13 protein-coding genes are annotated in these 15,504 nt (G+C 30.1%); 1 reads left to right on the forward strand and 12 read right to left on the reverse strand.

The annotated features are described in order from the left end of the window. Positions 1-166 precede the first annotated feature (166 nt). The 10 genes from KGF41_RS01100 to KGF41_RS01145 form a co-directional block, all read right to left on the reverse strand. Positions 167-1,630 (reverse strand): alanine/glycine:cation symporter family protein, encoded by a 1,464-nt coding sequence (locus KGF41_RS01100; RefSeq protein WP_227828233.1) that lies wholly within the window; start codon positions 1,628-1,630, stop codon positions 167-169. Between the two features lie 649 nt (positions 1,631-2,279). Then, positions 2,280-3,542 (reverse strand): MFS transporter, encoded by a 1,263-nt coding sequence (locus KGF41_RS01105; RefSeq protein ID WP_227828232.1) that lies wholly within the window; start codon positions 3,540-3,542, stop codon positions 2,280-2,282. Between the two features lie 23 nt (positions 3,543-3,565). Further along, entirely contained in the window at positions 3,566-4,774 is a 1,209-nt protein-coding gene (locus KGF41_RS01110; RefSeq protein WP_227828231.1) for a PLP-dependent aminotransferase family protein, read from the reverse strand. Positions 4,775-4,802: 28 nt separating this feature from the next. Beyond that, complete coding sequence (locus KGF41_RS01115) at positions 4,803-5,696, reverse strand: bifunctional enoyl-CoA hydratase/phosphate acetyltransferase (RefSeq protein WP_227842153.1); 894 nt, start codon at positions 5,694-5,696, stop codon at positions 4,803-4,805. 17 nt (positions 5,697-5,713) lie between these two features. Continuing rightward, positions 5,714-6,772 carry a butyrate kinase gene (gene buk / locus KGF41_RS01120; protein ID WP_227828229.1) on the reverse strand — a complete coding sequence of 353 codons (1,059 nt, stop codon included), beginning with the start codon at positions 6,770-6,772 and terminating at the stop codon, positions 5,714-5,716. 158 nt (positions 6,773-6,930) lie between these two features. After that, positions 6,931-7,470: a 2-oxoacid:acceptor oxidoreductase family protein gene (locus tag KGF41_RS01125; RefSeq protein ID WP_227828228.1), complete on the reverse strand. Its 540-nt coding sequence runs from the start codon at positions 7,468-7,470 to the stop codon at positions 6,931-6,933. A gap of 12 nt (positions 7,471-7,482) precedes the next feature. Continuing rightward, positions 7,483-8,202 carry a thiamine pyrophosphate-dependent enzyme gene (locus KGF41_RS01130; RefSeq protein WP_227432607.1) on the reverse strand — a complete coding sequence of 240 codons (720 nt, stop codon included), beginning with the start codon at positions 8,200-8,202 and terminating at the stop codon, positions 7,483-7,485. A gap of 2 nt (positions 8,203-8,204) precedes the next feature. Beyond that, positions 8,205-9,281, reverse strand: coding sequence for a 3-methyl-2-oxobutanoate dehydrogenase subunit VorB (gene vorB, locus KGF41_RS01135; RefSeq protein WP_227828227.1), 1,077 nt, complete (start codon positions 9,279-9,281; stop codon positions 8,205-8,207). A gap of 29 nt (positions 9,282-9,310) precedes the next feature. After that, positions 9,311-9,508 (reverse strand): 4Fe-4S dicluster domain-containing protein, encoded by a 198-nt coding sequence (locus KGF41_RS01140; protein WP_227432605.1) that lies wholly within the window; start codon positions 9,506-9,508, stop codon positions 9,311-9,313. A 291-nt stretch (positions 9,509-9,799) separates the two neighbouring features. Beyond that, positions 9,800-10,567 carry an IclR family transcriptional regulator gene (locus KGF41_RS01145; RefSeq protein ID WP_227828226.1) on the reverse strand — a complete coding sequence of 256 codons (768 nt, stop codon included), beginning with the start codon at positions 10,565-10,567 and terminating at the stop codon, positions 9,800-9,802. Positions 10,568-10,844: 277 nt separating this feature from the next. Between KGF41_RS01145 and KGF41_RS01150 the strand changes: the two genes are divergently transcribed. Continuing rightward, the gene (locus KGF41_RS01150) at positions 10,845-12,392 is read left to right on the forward strand and encodes a nitrite/sulfite reductase (protein ID WP_227856275.1); all 1,548 of its coding nucleotides are present in this window, start codon (positions 10,845-10,847) and stop codon (positions 12,390-12,392) included. 58 nt (positions 12,393-12,450) lie between these two features. On the opposite strand, the gene glyS is transcribed toward KGF41_RS01150, so the two are convergent. Beyond that, entirely contained in the window at positions 12,451-14,517 is a 2,067-nt protein-coding gene (gene glyS, locus KGF41_RS01155; RefSeq protein WP_227828224.1) for a glycine--tRNA ligase subunit beta, read from the reverse strand. Beyond that, positions 14,517-15,395: a glycine--tRNA ligase subunit alpha gene (gene glyQ / locus KGF41_RS01160; protein WP_227432601.1), complete on the reverse strand. Its 879-nt coding sequence runs from the start codon at positions 15,393-15,395 to the stop codon at positions 14,517-14,519. Before glyQ ends, glyS begins: the two co-directional genes overlap by 1 nt. Positions 15,396-15,504 lie beyond the last annotated feature (109 nt).

Here is a 15,504-nt window from a genome sequence, read left to right on the forward strand (position 1 = left end):
AATATATATTTCTACATGTATAAATCAAACATTTAATAAGTAAAAATATAAACATATCAATCAAAACTTATAATTCTACTATTATGTATTATATTGAACTTATATATCTGTGATATCTATTTTGAAAATTTAATTAAAATATCTATATAAAATACTTCACAAATAATTAATTTAATTTATGCTCACTCTCTTTTAAGCATCTATTTTCCCAAAATTCAGCATTTTTTATATCTAATTCAACAGGATTAAAAATCCTATCAGCTCTCTTTATTCCTAATTTTTTCTGTCTTAGGTAATCATAATATGCTTTTATAGCTGGCTTTTGCAGTGTAAAGATAGCAATTAAATTTATATATGTTAAAACACCTATACATATATCGCCTAATGCCCAACTTGTAAGTGGTTCTATAAAACAACACATTGCTGCACATATTATAAGCATAAATCTACAGACATTTATTATGTGCTTTTCATGTTTTTGTGCTTTAATTCTAGTTACCAAATAAGATACATTGGTCTCCATCATATATGAGAATGCTAATAATGTTGTGAAGGTAAATAATAATAAAACTATTGCTATAAAAATATCACCCAATTGAGGATGTAATGTATTTATTGCACTCTGCACATATTGTGGACCTGGCTCTACACCTGGTAGTGCAGTTAAAACTCCTGTAACATTGTATTTTCCTGTTATTATAATCATAATACCTGTAGCCATACATATTAATAATGTATCCACATAAACAGAGAAAGCTTGAACCAATCCTTGTTTAGCTGGATGACTTACTTCTGCTGCCGCTGCACCATAAGTTCCAGAACCTTCGCCTGCTTCATTTGAATATATACCTCTTTTAACTCCCCAAGATATTGCTGCACCTAACATGCCTCCAAACATTGAACCAAACCCGAATGCAGATTTAAACATCGTTATAATAGCATCTGGAACTAAATTTATATTTACTATGATTATCACTATTGTCATGATAAGATATGCTCCACCCATTATAGGTACTACTTTTTCAGCAAATAAACCAATTCTTTTAATTCCTCCAAAAATTATTATTCCCAATGCAATAGAAGATGCAACTGCAATTGTCATTCTTGAAAATCCAAATGCTTGATTCATTGCTAAGTATAGAGTATTTGATTGCGTCCCAGGCATAAAAAATGTATAACTTATAATTGCAACTACTGAAAATAAAATTGAACATCTTTTCCATCCAAGACCTTTTTCAAAGTAATATGGAGGACCACCTCTGTACTGCCCATCATGTTCATCTTTATATATTTGAGCTAGAGTAGATTCTACAAATGCAGTTGCCGATCCTAATGTAGCCATTATACACATCCATACTAATGCTCCTGGACCTCCCATTGCTATTGCTACAGCCACACCAGCTATATTACCAGTTCCAATTCTACCAGCCATTGATGTAGCAAACCCTTGAAACGATGATATACCAACTTGAGAACTATCTCCTTCAAGTAAAAGAGTAAACATCTCTTTTATGTCTTTTATTTGGAAAAATTTTAATTTCAGTGAAAAATACAATCCTATGCATAAGCACATTGCAACTAATACAGGTGACCAAACAATTCCATTAATGGTGTTAACTAAATCGGTCACTCAACTCACCACCATTCATTTTAATTTATAGACAATAATTTAAACAGCTATGTATTAATATTTTGTATAAACTTTATTTAACTCAACATATCTTATAGACTTATTTTTTATTTTATTTATCTTATTTCTATCTTCTAATATGTAAACTACAGCAATTATTACCAAAATTAAGAATATCAATTGATACATGAACATAAGTATATAAATTTTTTAACGATATGTGTTTGAAAAACAATCAAACAATATAAATTGAAATACATATAAGGAAAGCCCAATTCTACTACATAAATAGCATAAACAGTACACTATTAATACGTGGTTAGATAATATATAGTTAGATTTCATAATTTTCTTATTCATTATTAGATATAAAATTGAGTGCAAATATCATCTATTACTAAAATCCATGTAAAATTTATATTAAACAAGCTTATGTAAATATACAAATAGGTGATAATTGCTACTCAATCTTATACTTTTAGGGGTAACTTTATGCTAAAACTATATTAAAAACACTTGATAACATTTTAATTTTTCCACACTTTATTCATTAAATATAACTATAAATTTTAATTTAGTATTACTTTTTATACAGTATTTATGTCAGTAGATTATACTGAAAAAAATACTCTATTATCAAATGAAACTTTTAAACTTTTAACTTATCCAATCTTCTCTTTTTAACTTTTAATATATATAAACAAGATAATATTCCTATTACTAAAATAGCTATTTGGAATATAAATGTATACGTGTATCCTTTGTTACCATAAGTATCTATCCAATGCCCTATTAATGCAAATTGGAATACATCTGGTGAAAAACCTAAAGCTGCTGCTATACCTATAGTAGTAGCTGAATATTTAACTGGAACATTTACTTCCTCTTGAACTGCATAGTATATACCTTTTCCCATATAACCCAATATACCTACTACAAATGTTAATGCTATAAATAAAGTCATTGGTGTTGATGAAGGCAATACTAAGAATAAAATTATTACTGCTATACCAAGTACATATATTGGTAAAAGTACTTTAGTAGGTGATTTTACTTTGTCTGCACAGTACCCTCCAAATGGAGCACCAAATAATTTTAATCCATGTTGTCTTATTATAGCTAATGCTCCAGATAGTGCGACTGAACCTCCAAGTACTGATGTTATATAAGGTGTAAAGTAAGACATTGTAACTGTAAATGAATATACACAGAATATACTTATACCTACTAACCAAGTATTTGGTGATTTTAAAACTACCATAAAGTCACTAGCAGCCATTTTTTCATTTTTACCTTCTTCTTTTTCTTCGCTAATATCTACATCTTTAATGACAAACCATAATACTGGACACATCACTATAGATAATATTCCTAAAGATATCATTACCCATCTCATCCCTAAAACAGGAGTTGAAAATAATGTATAAATATATAAGAATATAGCTCCCATTACTACTCCAGAAACTCCAACCATAGCTTCATTAAATCCATAAACTTTACCTTGATTTTCTTTTCCTATAACTCTAAGTATCTTTACCATAGAAGGATAGTTCATAACTAATGATGTAATTGCACAACCTACCCAAGTTATAACAGCAAATGTATAGTTCATGTTAAATGCAAATAAAAATGATACTATTCCATTAAGAAATACAGAACCTAAAATTATCTTTCTATAATCAAATCTATCTGCTAACCATCCTCCTATAGGAGCTCCAAATATATTACCTAAACCATAAATAGTAAGTAAAAAACCTAGTTGAGTATTTGAACACTGTAATGCTTTTAAAATTGGATCATACAATGTGTATTGGATAAATGGTATAATATAAACTAATTCCCAACATATAGCTATGATAACAAGTTGAATCATTAACTTTCCAAACTTTAGCCCGTTCCCTTTTTCTCCCATAATTAAGCCCTCACTTTTAATATTTATTCACAAGCATAATTGAGTTCTTTTTTTATAACTTCTGCAAGTATTTTAATCCCTTCAACTATTTGCTCTTCTGACATTGTTGTATAATTAAGTCTCATAGTATTTTTTGGACCATTATTTGCAAAGAATGATTCTCCAGAAACATAGGCAACTCCAGCATCAATAGCTTTATCTAGTAAATTATCTACATTTATACTTTCAGGAAGTTCAACCCATATAAACATACCTCCATCTGGCTCTGTATATTTAGCTTCTTCTGGAAAATATTTTTTCATAGTTTCTAGCATCAAGAAGCATCTTTTTTTATACTCAGCTCTTATTTTTTCTACATGTTCATTTAAATTATATTTCTTTAAGAATTCTATTACTTGTACTTGAGAAAATTGATTTGATTGTAAGTCGATACCTTGCTTTAAAAGTTCTGCTTTATCTATAATATCTATATTCCCACACATCCAAGCAACTCTAAATCCTGGACATAACACTTTTGAAAATGACCCTAGATATAGTACTTTATCTTTAGTATCAAGTGATTTAAGTGTAGGTAGTGGTTCTTGTGTAAATCTTATCTCTCCATAAGGATTATCTTCTATTACTATGACATCATACTTGTTTACAACTTCCATAAAATCTTTTCTTCTTTGTAGAGACCATGTTTTTCCTGTAGGATTTTGGAATGTTGGTATTACATATATCACCTTTATGTTTGAATTTTCAGATAATAATTTATCTAAATCTTCTGTTACCATTCCTTCTTCATCTGTATCTACTCCTAAAAAATCACATTCATAAGGTCTAAATGCATTTATTGCACCCAAGTAACTTGGATTTTCTGTAACTACTATATCTCCTTTTTCTAATAAAATCATAGCACTAAGAGCTATACCTTGTTGTGAACCAGTAGTTATTATAATATTTTCTGGTTTTGTGTCAATATTTTCTTCTTCTTTCATTCTCTTAGCTATTATTTCTAACAACTCATCTTCACCTTTAGTAGGTCCATAAGCTAAAGCAAATTTTCCTCTTTCATCAAGTACTTGCTTAGTTACTTCACTTATTTCTTTTATTGGAAATAAGTTTGGGTCAGGAAGTCCTGCTGCAAAAGATATAACAGTTCCACCACTTGCCACTTTTTGAGCTATCTTCTTTTGAGAGTCTCTTATAGCTGAAGCCTTTACCATATCCATTCTTTTTGCATATTTCATAATAATTCATCCCCTTTTAAATAATTTCTTATTGTGATGCTAAGCAGGCTAATGCTATTGAATTTATTTTAATTTCGGCTGTATCAGAACGTGAACCTAAAATTATTGGATTTGTTGCCCCCAAAACTATCCCTGCCCACTTAGCTTTATTGAATCTAAGCCATGACTTTCCTAATATGTTTCCTGCCTCTATATTTGGAAATACAAGTAAGTCAACATCGCCAGCAATATTACTTTTGATACCTTTATGCTTTGCTGCATATGCATCAAATGCAACATCAAAGGCTATTGGACCTTCTACTATACAATTTGGTATTTCTCCTGATTTTACCATCTCTACAAGTGAATTAGCATCTACTGTAGATTGTATTTTGGGGTCTACCATTTCATTTGCAGTGAGTATTGCAGTTTTAGGATTTTCCATACCTATACTCTTCATAGTAAGAAGTGAATTTATCATTATATCCTTTTTCTGATTTAAATTTGGAGATACATTTATCCCACTATCTGTACAATAAAGAAGTTTATGGTATTGAGGTAATTCATATACTGCAAGTAAACTTAAAAGCCTTCCTGTTCTAAGACCAAACTCTTTATTTAATATAGCTCTCATATAAACACTTGTATTTACTAACCCCTTCATAAGAACTTTAGCATCCTTATTTTTAACTACCTCTACAGCTTTTTTAACTGATTCATCAGGATTTTGACATCCTATTATTTCATATGCTTTTAGTCCAATCTCTTTTGATATATTTTCTATTTTATCTTTATCCCCTACGAGAATTGGCTTTATAAGATTTAAATCTGTTGCTGATTTGACAGCTTTTAACACTTCTTCATCTTCTGCAACAGCAACACTTACAATAACAGGTTCAAGCTTTTTAGCTTCTTCTAATAAATTATTAAAATCTTTTAACATATTTTTTCTCCTAAATATTAATAAGTTTTTGCCATTTCTTCTCCATTAAGAACTCTAAGAGCTCCAAGAGCAAGTGCTTCCATTTCCATCTCACCTGCCACTATCTCTACTGGTGCTAAATATGAAACTTTTTCTATTATTCCTTTAGTTACCATTTCCGAATGTGATATTCCCCCTGTTAAAATAATCCTATCTATATCTCCAGAAAGTGAGGCTCCATACATAGAAATTTCTTTAGCTGTTTGATAGATAAACGCATCCATTATAAGTTTAGCTTTTTCATCACCATCTTTAATTCTATTTTCGATTTCTATCATATCTTTTGTTCCTAAATAATCGTACATACCTCCAATTGAACTTACTTTTGCAACCATTTCATCATGAGTATATTTTCCTGAGTAACATAATTCTATAAGAGGGTATGCAAGTAATCCTCCACTTCTTTCTGGCGAAAATGGACCATCAGACCTTCCACCACTTCCATCTATCATTTTTCCTTTTTTATGTGCTACAATTGATATTCCAGAACCTAGATGTGCTACAATAAAATTGTAATCTTCATATTTTCCACCTAGTTTTTGTGCTATTTTTCTTGAGACAGCTTTATGATTTAGTGCATGCAACCAGCTAGCTTTTTCTATATCTGATATACCTGTAATCCTTGATACATCATCAAATTCATCTACAGAAACTGGGTCTACTACAAATGATTGAACTCCTATTTCATCTGCTATAGTCTTAGCTAACAAGGCACCTAAGTTTGATGCATGTTCTCCATTTATTTCATTTCTCATATCCTCAATCATTTCTTTACTTACGATATAAGTACCACCTTTTATAGCCTTCATAAGTCCACCACGACCTACTACTGCGTCAAAAGAATTTATATCGTGATTTTCACTACTTAAAACATCCACTATTAATTGCTTTCTATAATCGTATTCATCAAATACCTTAGAAAAATTTTTTAAATCTTCTCTTGTATGAGTTATATTTTTCTTCAAAACTTCATCTTTATCTTGAAATACAGAAATCTTTGTAGATGTACCACCAGGATTAATTACTAAAATTTTCACTTCAACGCCTCCTCGGTTTCATACTGTAGAACGTCGTTCTGTTATTTTTTTAAAAATTTTGTCGTCCTATCACTCAGAACGACGTTCTATATTTTATTAATTAAATACTAACACATAAAAATGAGTATTTCAATAATAATTTTAAATATTTAAAATATTCACTCATAATCATATCCAGCTTCAAATGCTTCCACATTTTTTGCATTAAACTTTCCTTTACCTTGATTTTCAAAGTACTCACACATACCACTTTCAAATTCTTCTTTTGTAAATAAATCTAAATTCTTCACCATAGCACCCAACATACAAATATTAGCAGATTTTTCATTGCCTAAATTTTGAGCTATTTCAGTAACAGGTACTTTTATAACATTAATATCTTCTCTATATTTTCTATCCTTATTTACTAGTGATTCATTGACAAACATATAACCATTTGCTTTCATTAAACTTTCATACTTATCTATTGATACACTATTCATTCCCAATAATATATCTGGATTTTTTACACAAGGATTTGCAATTTTCTCATCACTTACAACAACATTACAATTTGCACTTCCTCCTCTCATCTCATTTCCATAAGATGGGAACCATGTAATCTTCTTTTCTGCCTTATATGCAACATACATTATAATTTTTCCTGCTGTAAGAACTCCCTGTCCTCCAAAACCAGCACATATAATTTCATTTAACATATTATTTCCTCCCTAATCAATAAATTCTCCAAGTGGATACTTTGGAACAAGTTCGTTTTCTATTCTCTTCATAGCATCTACTGGCTTTAATCCCCAGTTTGTTGGACATGGTACAAGTATTTCTATTAAGCAAAAGCCTTTCTTATCTTTTTGTTTTTCAAGTGCTTTTTTGATATATCTTTTTGTTGTATTTATTTCTTTAGGGTTAGTTATTGTTCCTCTTGCCAAATATGCTATATCTAAATTTCCCATAACTTTTACAACATCAAATGTTGAACCATGGTCTTCATATGTTCTACCTGCTGGAGTAGAAGCTGTATGTTGACCTTGTACAGTAGTTGGAGCCATTTGCCCACCTGTCATTGCAAACATATTATTATTCATAACTAAAAATATTACATTATCATTTCTAGTAGCAGCTGACATAGTTTCTCCAAGCCCTATTGCATAAGCTCCACCATCTCCAGCTATTGTAAATATATATTTATCTGGTCTAACTCTTTTCATAGCTGCCATAGCTGCACCCATTTTACCATGAGGAGGAACAACAACATCTACATTCATACTAAATTGAAACATATGATTACAGCCTATATCTGAGCATATAATCGTATCTTGACATATATTCATTTCTGTTAATACTTCTCCAATAATTCTATCGACTATAGAGTGTCCACAGCCTCCACAGAACATATTTTCACACATCATTATTGCTGGTGCTTTTTTAGCCATAATTAAAATACCTCCTCTTGCTTAGCTTTTCCATCTATAATCTCTTGAGCAAAATCTATTAATTGATTTACTTCTGCCATATATTGAGCTGTTGCTACTGAATATACTGGGAATCTATTATTACATGCTATAATGACATCTTCCTTCATTTGTGCCATCATGTTCATTTCAACTGTTACAAGCCCTTTTAATGAATCTTTTAATTTTTTGAAAGCTTTTCTTGGGTAAGGCCACAATGTTTTGGGTCTTATTAATCCAAGTTTTATACCTCTTGCTCTTGCATCTCTAACTGCACCTTCTGCTATTCTTGAAGAAATTCCATATGCAACAAATACCACATCTGCATCTTCTATCTCTATTTCTTCCCATCTTTGTTCATTTTCTTGAACTTTTCTCATTTTTTCTATATAACCTTTTTGCCATGTATCTTGGTCTTCAAAATATGTTATATCAGTTATTACTTTATTTTTTTCTCCAACAGGAGTTCCTTTTGCTGCCCATGGAGCTTTATCCTTATCATATTCTTTCATTGGTGGTGCCATACAAGGTTCTACCATTTGACCTATTGTAGCATCAGAAAGTATAAGTACTGGATGCATATATTTTTCAGCTAACTCAAAAGACTCATATGCCATATCCATATTTTCTTGAACACTATTAGGTGCCAATACAATTAAATGATAATCTCCATTTCCTCCACCTTTTACAGCTTGCCAGTAATTATCTTGACCAGCTCCTATAAATCCATCTCCTATACCATATCTTTGTACACATGCTACAACTGCTGGTAAACCAGCTGATACCCAATATGCAATTCCTTCTTGTTTTAATGAAAATCCAGGTCCAGATGAAGACGTCATAGCTCTTGCTCCAAGTGCACTTGCCCCCATAACCATATTTACGCTGGCTATTTCAGATTCACCTTGAATAAATACTCCTCCAACCTCTTTTTGTCTCCAAGCCATCATTTCTAATATTTCTGATTGTGGTGTTATTGGATAACCTGCATAAAATCTACATCCACCACGTATAGCTCCTTCTGCTAAGGCTTCATTTCCCTTAATTAATAAACTTTGCATACGTTTTCTCCCTTCCAATAAAAAGTTATTTATAATATCTCAAATACTAAATCAGGACACATTGTATAACAAGCGCCACATTGAACACACTTTTCTTCATCGACTTTGACTGTTACAAAACCTTTTTTATTTGTGTAATCAGAAAGACTTATTGCTTCTTTTTTGCAAGCTTCAATACAAAGATAACACCCCTTACATCTTTCAACACTCAACTTGACTTTTTCCATTTTTCAAATCTCCCCTTTTATGTAGTAATTTTTTTACTTAATTTTAAATATATAATATTTATGTGGGTTTATTATATATATTTCATTGTTGTTCTATTCTTTAGAACGCTGTTCTGTTTTGTATTGCTTAATTAAAAGATATCACATTCGCTTATATATTTCAATAATTTTTTCAATTTTAAAAATATTTAATTTTTATATTCAATAAAAAAGAGACCCTATCTAAACTGGCATTTACAAATAACAATTTAAATTTAGTCCCTTTTTATTATTCAAATTTATTTTTTAAAATTATCTAAAAAGTTCAGATATACTCTTTGCAGTTTCTATAACTCTTTTAATCTTATATTCAAGGTCTCCTTCTTGCATTCTTATAGTAGGACCTGATAGACTTATTGCTGCTATAGCTCTATTATTTTTATCCAAAATAGGTGCTCCAATACAAGTTAAACCATGTTCTAGTTCTTGGTCATCTAGAGCATATCCTTGCTCTTTTATTTTTGCCAAAAAAATCATCATATCATCCCAATTATCAATTGTATGCTCTGTATATTTGTGTATTGGAGTTTTTCTGTACTTTTCAAAATCTATAGAATCATTAAATGCCATAAGACATTTTCCAACTGCTGAACAATAACATTCACTACTGGAGCCAACTGACGGATTTACTGAGAGTAATTGATTTGAACCATATTCTTTATGTATTATGATACTTCTTGGAGAATCTTGAGCTCTTTCTTCTAGTATAGACACATTCACCACTTCGTTAAATTCTTGATTTAATTTTTTCGTATATGGTTTTACTATTTCAGTCAAAGACATTTGTTCTCCCACAACCATACCTATTGCATATAAATTTATTCCCAACCAATACTTACCATTTTCAGTGTTTTGTATAACAAAACCTTTGTTTTCAAGAGTTACTAAAGTTCTATGTACAGTACTCTTATATACTCCCATAACCTTACTTATTTCAGTTATTCCCATCTCTCTCTTTTCATGATATAATAGCAAAATTATGTCTAGGGCTCTATCTAATGCATTTATTATTTCTCCCATATACAAATACTCCTCCTGCGAATATTAAGCGTTTATTCAACACTATACTAAATATTATATATTAAAATCACAAAATTATCTATTTATCTTAATTATATTTTATAAAACAAAAATATTATACTTATTTAACAAAATAAAGAGTCATACTCAGTATATCTTCCTTATTTTGACTTTTGATAGTATTCTACTGTTATATTTTTACCATATCTAGATAATAATATATATATAATTATACAGTATATTTATTTTTATACAAGTCTAATAATGAGGTGAAATAATGGATAATTTAAAAGAGACATTGTTAAATGAACTACATAATTTTAAAGAATATTCTTTAAAATTATTGAATGGAGAAATAAATAAAATGCAATACAAAGGATTTTCTGGTGGATATGGAGTTTATGCTCAAAGAGACAAAAAATCATTTATGATAAGACTTCGAGTATCTGCTGGAGTATTGTCGAAATCTCAACTTGAAAAAATTTACCAAATGGCTACCAAACATAAGCTAGATAAGATACATTTAACAACTAGACAAGCTATACAATTACATGACTTGTCTATAGACTCTATAGTTGATGTTATGGAAGAGGGAATAAAAAATGATATCTTCACTAGAGGCGGTGGTGGTAACTATCCTAGAAATATAGGTTTATCTCCATTATCAGGAGTTGACCCTGACGAAGCTTTTGATGTTACTCCTTATGCAGTTGCTACTGATAAATATTTTATCAAAAATGCTACTACATATCACTTGCCTAGGAAACTAAAAGTTTCTTATTCTAGTTGTTATACAGATGCTGCCCATTGTAGTATACAGGACTTAGGATTTGTAGCTACTCTAAAAAATGGCGAACCATATTTTAGAGTTTTCTTAGGCGGAGGTTTAGGTAAACAACCTAAAGTTGCTTTAGAACTTGATGAAGTTATAAAACCTAAAGATGCATTATATTGTGTAGAAGGAATGATTAAATTCTTTATGGCTTATGGTAATTATGAAAATAAAAACAAAGCTAGAGTTAGATATATGGTTGAAACTCTTGGAGAGGAGATGTTTTTAGAAAAATTTAAAGAATACTATAAATTAGAAAAAGAAAAAGGTAATCTTGAACTTAATGTTGAACAAATTGATTATTCTAAGCCTGGAATTAAGATAGATTTACATGACTCTAGATTAATCCATCAAAAACAATCTGGCTTATACACTGTATATATACATCCAATAGGAGGTCTATTATTGACTAAAGATTTAAAAATTTTACTTCAAGAGTTAGATAATATTAAAAATCCTATGATTAGATTAGGTATGACAGAAGGATTGTACATCTTAAATTTAGATGGAAATGAAGCAAAAAGAATATTAGAAATAAGCAAGACTATTAGTTGCAACTCTCAATTAGAACAGAGTATCTCCTGCATAGGTGTTCCTATTTGTCAGATGGGTATACAAAATAGCCAAAAAATGTTGCATGAGATAATAGATTATTTTAGATTACAAAACAATGAAGAAATTTTAAACAAAGCTCCTAAATTATATATTTCAGGATGTCTAAATTCATGTGGTGTTCACCAAATTGGTAGTATAGGATTATGTGGTAAAAAGAAGAATGTCAATGGTGTATCTACTGATGCATTTGAATTATTTGTTGGAGGTAGTTTTGAAATAGGTAAGACTAAACTAGGAAAATCTCTAGGAGATTTTAAAGCTAGTGACCTTCCAAAGATGCTTTATGAAATAGTTGAGGTTTCATCAGGAAATTTTTATGAATGGATAAATTTAAATGATGATTTATTAAATAACATAACTGATAAATATAAAATATAAATTGATTAAAAAAATGAGATAGCTTATCGCTATCTCATTTTTTATAATCAATTGTATTTTATTTATAAACTATTTTAGATAAATCGCAAATTTCTAGCATAGTATCATATATTTGTTTAAGTAAACCAAGTCTGTTATTTTTAATAGATTCATCATTATCCATAACCATAACTGAATCAAATAGGTTATCAACTACAGGTCTTAAAGATGCAAACTCATCTAAAGCAGTACCGTATTTCTTGTCTTTTAATAATTCTTTTACTCTTACTTTTACTTGCTTAAATTCATTATAGAGCTTAATTTCAGCATCTTCTTTTAATAGATTTTCATCAATTCTATCACATTCTGCTTTTTGAGCCAAAGTAGAAACCCTATTAAATGCAGTAAGCATTTCCACTAATTCATCTTTTTCTAGCCAATTATTAAGCTCTAAAGCTCTCATATGCATATCAGAAATATCATTTATATCAGAGCTTAAAACAGCATCAACAACATCATATCTTATCCCTAAATCTTTAAATAGATTTTTTACTCTTTCATTAAAGAAGTTCATTATTTGCTCAACAACTTCCTCTTTATTAAAATCTAACTCAGAATAATTATCTAAAGCATGTTCAATAAGTACTTTTAAGTCTACAGCTACTTTTCTATCCATAAGTATACTAAGTATACCTAAAGCTTGTCTTCTTAAAGCATATGGGTCTTGAGAACCTGTTGGTTGTATTCCTATGGCAAAAAATCCTGCTATTGAATCTAATTTATCAGCTATTGATAAAGCTACTCCTGCATTAGTTTTAGGAAGAATATCTCCTGCAAATCTTGGTAAATAATGTTCAAAAATAGCCTCACTTACAACATCATTTTCTCCTCCAACCTTCGCGTATTCTTTTCCCATAAAACCTTGTAATTCGTCAAACTCTCCTACCATTCCAGTAACTAAATCTGCTTTAGATAATTTAGCAGCTCTTATAGTGTCTGCCTTTTCATCTGCTAATCCTAAACTATCAAGTATATCAGCACTTAGTTTCTCAAGTCTTAAAGTTTTGTCATAAATAGTACCCAATTTTACTTGGAAAACAACAGTTTTTAATTTTTCTATGTAGCTTTCCAAGTTTCTCTTAGTATCTTCTCTATAGAAAAATAAAGCATCAGCAAGTCTTGCTTCTAAAACTTTTTCATTTCCAGCTTTAACATTATCTATTCTGTAAGAGTCTCCATTTCTAACAGCTATAAAGTTAGGTAACAGTTTTCCTTCTTTAAGTACTGGGAAATATCTTTGATGTTGTTTCATAGGAGTTATAATAACTTCTTTTGGTAGTTTTATATAGTCTGTATTAAATTCGCCATAAAAAGCAGTTGGATATTCAACTAAGTAAGTTACCTCTTCAAGTAAATCTTCATCAAACTCAACTTCGCCACCTAAAGAGTTGGCTACTTCTATACATTGTTTTCTTATAATTTCTTTTCTCTTATTTTGGTCTAAAACTATATAATTTTTCTCTAATTTTTCAAAATATTCTTCTATAGAATTAACTTCTATTGTACTTTCCCCTAAGAATCTATGTCCTTTTGTTACATTAGAAGATATTATTCCTTCTAAATCAAATTCTAATACCTTATCATTTAACAATGTAACTATCCATCTTATAGGTCTTGCAAATTTTAGGTTTTTTCCTCCCCAACGCATAGCTTTTGGGAATACTACAGATTTTATAGTTTCTGGTAATATCTCTTTTAACACTTCTGAAGTGTCTTTCCCTGCTTGCTTTATAGTAGCAAAAATATATTCATCTTTTCCAACTTGTTTAAAATATATGTCAGATTCTCTTAATCCTTTACTTTTTATAAATCCTAAAGCTGGTTTTGTGAAATTATTTTCTGCATCAACAGCAATCTTCTTGGCAGGACCTTTTATTTCTTCTTCTAAATCACTTTGCTTATCACTTAAGCCTTCAACTACTAAAGTCAATCTTCTTGGTGTTCCATAGGCATCTATTTTATTAAAAGATATTCTATTTTCCTCAAATAATTTATTAAGATTGTTTTTTAATTGTTCTAGTGTACTACCCATAAATCTTGATGGCATTTCTTCAACACCGATTTCAAATAAAAGATAATTTTTCATTATTTGTCACCGTCCTTTAAAAGAGGGAATCCCATTTCTTCTCTTTGTTTTACAAAAGTTTCTGCAACAGTTTTTGCCATATTTCTAACTCTACCTATAAATGAAGCTCTTTGACTAACACCTATTGCTCCTCTTGCATCCAATGTATTAAATGCATGAGAACATTTTAATACATAATCATATGAAGGTATTACAAGACCGCTTTCCATAAGTCTTAATGCTTCTTTTTCATATATATCAAACAGATTAAACAACATATCTGCATCACATAATTCAAACGCATACACTGAGTTTTCATACTCAGCTTTATTAAACACTTCGCCATAAGTTATTTTATCATTCCATTTTAAATCATAAACACTATCAACTTCTTGAATGTACATAGCTAATCTTTCTAATCCATATGTAATTTCTCCTGTCTCAAGCTCACATTCAATATTACCTACTTGTTGGAAGTATGTAAATTGAGTTATTTCCATACCATCTAACCAAACTTCCCATCCAAGTCCCCAAGCACCAACTGTAGCAGCTTCCCAGTTGTCTTCAACAAATCTTATATCATGTTCACTTGGGTCAATTCCAATTTCTTTTAAGCTCTCTAAATACAATTCTTGTATATTATCTGGAGATGGCTTTAGTATAACTTGGAATTGATGATGTTGATATAATCTGTTTGGGTTTTCACCATATCTTCCATCTGCTGGTCTTCTTGAAGGCTCTACATAGCATACTTGCCAAGGCTCAGGTCCTAATGATCTTAAAAAAGTATTAGGATTCATAGTTCCAGCACCTTTTTCAACATCGTAAGGTTGCATCATGATACAACCTTGCTTTGACCAGTATTTTTGCAATGCCAGTATCATTTCTTGAAAATTCATAAAAATCCCTCCTATAACAATAAAGCCTCTCGTCTACACGAAAGGCTATTTTAATAGTTCTTCTACAACTTTTAGAATATCAAATTCTATAAAATTTGTCAATGTTAGT

Source organism: Clostridioides sp. ZZV14-6150, assembly GCF_020657875.1.
GTDB lineage: Bacteria > Bacillota > Clostridia > Peptostreptococcales > Peptostreptococcaceae > Clostridioides.

Bases quoted from the DNA above. Each gene is read 5' to 3' on its own strand.
- KGF41_RS01115 (WP_227842153.1), bottom strand. From the start codon at position 5,696: ATGTTAAAAGATTTTAATAATTTATTAGAAGAAGCTAAAAAGCTTGAA.
- KGF41_RS01110 (WP_227828231.1), bottom strand. From the start codon at position 4,774: ATGAAATATGCAAAAAGAATGGATATGGTAAAGGCTTCAGCTATAAGA.
- KGF41_RS01145 (WP_227828226.1), bottom strand. From the start codon at position 10,567: ATGGGAGAAATAATAAATGCATTAGATAGAGCCCTAGACATAATTTTG.
- KGF41_RS01105 (WP_227828232.1), bottom strand. From the start codon at position 3,542: ATGGGAGAAAAAGGGAACGGGCTAAAGTTTGGAAAGTTAATGATTCAA.
- glyS (WP_227828224.1), bottom strand. From the start codon at position 14,517: ATGAAAAATTATCTTTTATTTGAAATCGGTGTTGAAGAAATGCCATCA.
- KGF41_RS01125 (WP_227828228.1), bottom strand. From the start codon at position 7,470: ATGTTAAATGAAATTATATGTGCTGGTTTTGGAGGACAGGGAGTTCTT.
- KGF41_RS01150 (WP_227856275.1), top strand. From the start codon at position 10,845: ATGGATAATTTAAAAGAGACATTGTTAAATGAACTACATAATTTTAAA.
- KGF41_RS01130 (WP_227432607.1), bottom strand. From the start codon at position 8,202: ATGGCTAAAAAAGCACCAGCAATAATGATGTGTGAAAATATGTTCTGT.
- glyQ (WP_227432601.1), bottom strand. From the start codon at position 15,395: ATGAATTTTCAAGAAATGATACTGGCATTGCAAAAATACTGGTCAAAG.
- vorB (WP_227828227.1), bottom strand. From the start codon at position 9,281: ATGCAAAGTTTATTAATTAAGGGAAATGAAGCCTTAGCAGAAGGAGCT.
- KGF41_RS01140 (WP_227432605.1), bottom strand. From the start codon at position 9,508: ATGGAAAAAGTCAAGTTGAGTGTTGAAAGATGTAAGGGGTGTTATCTT.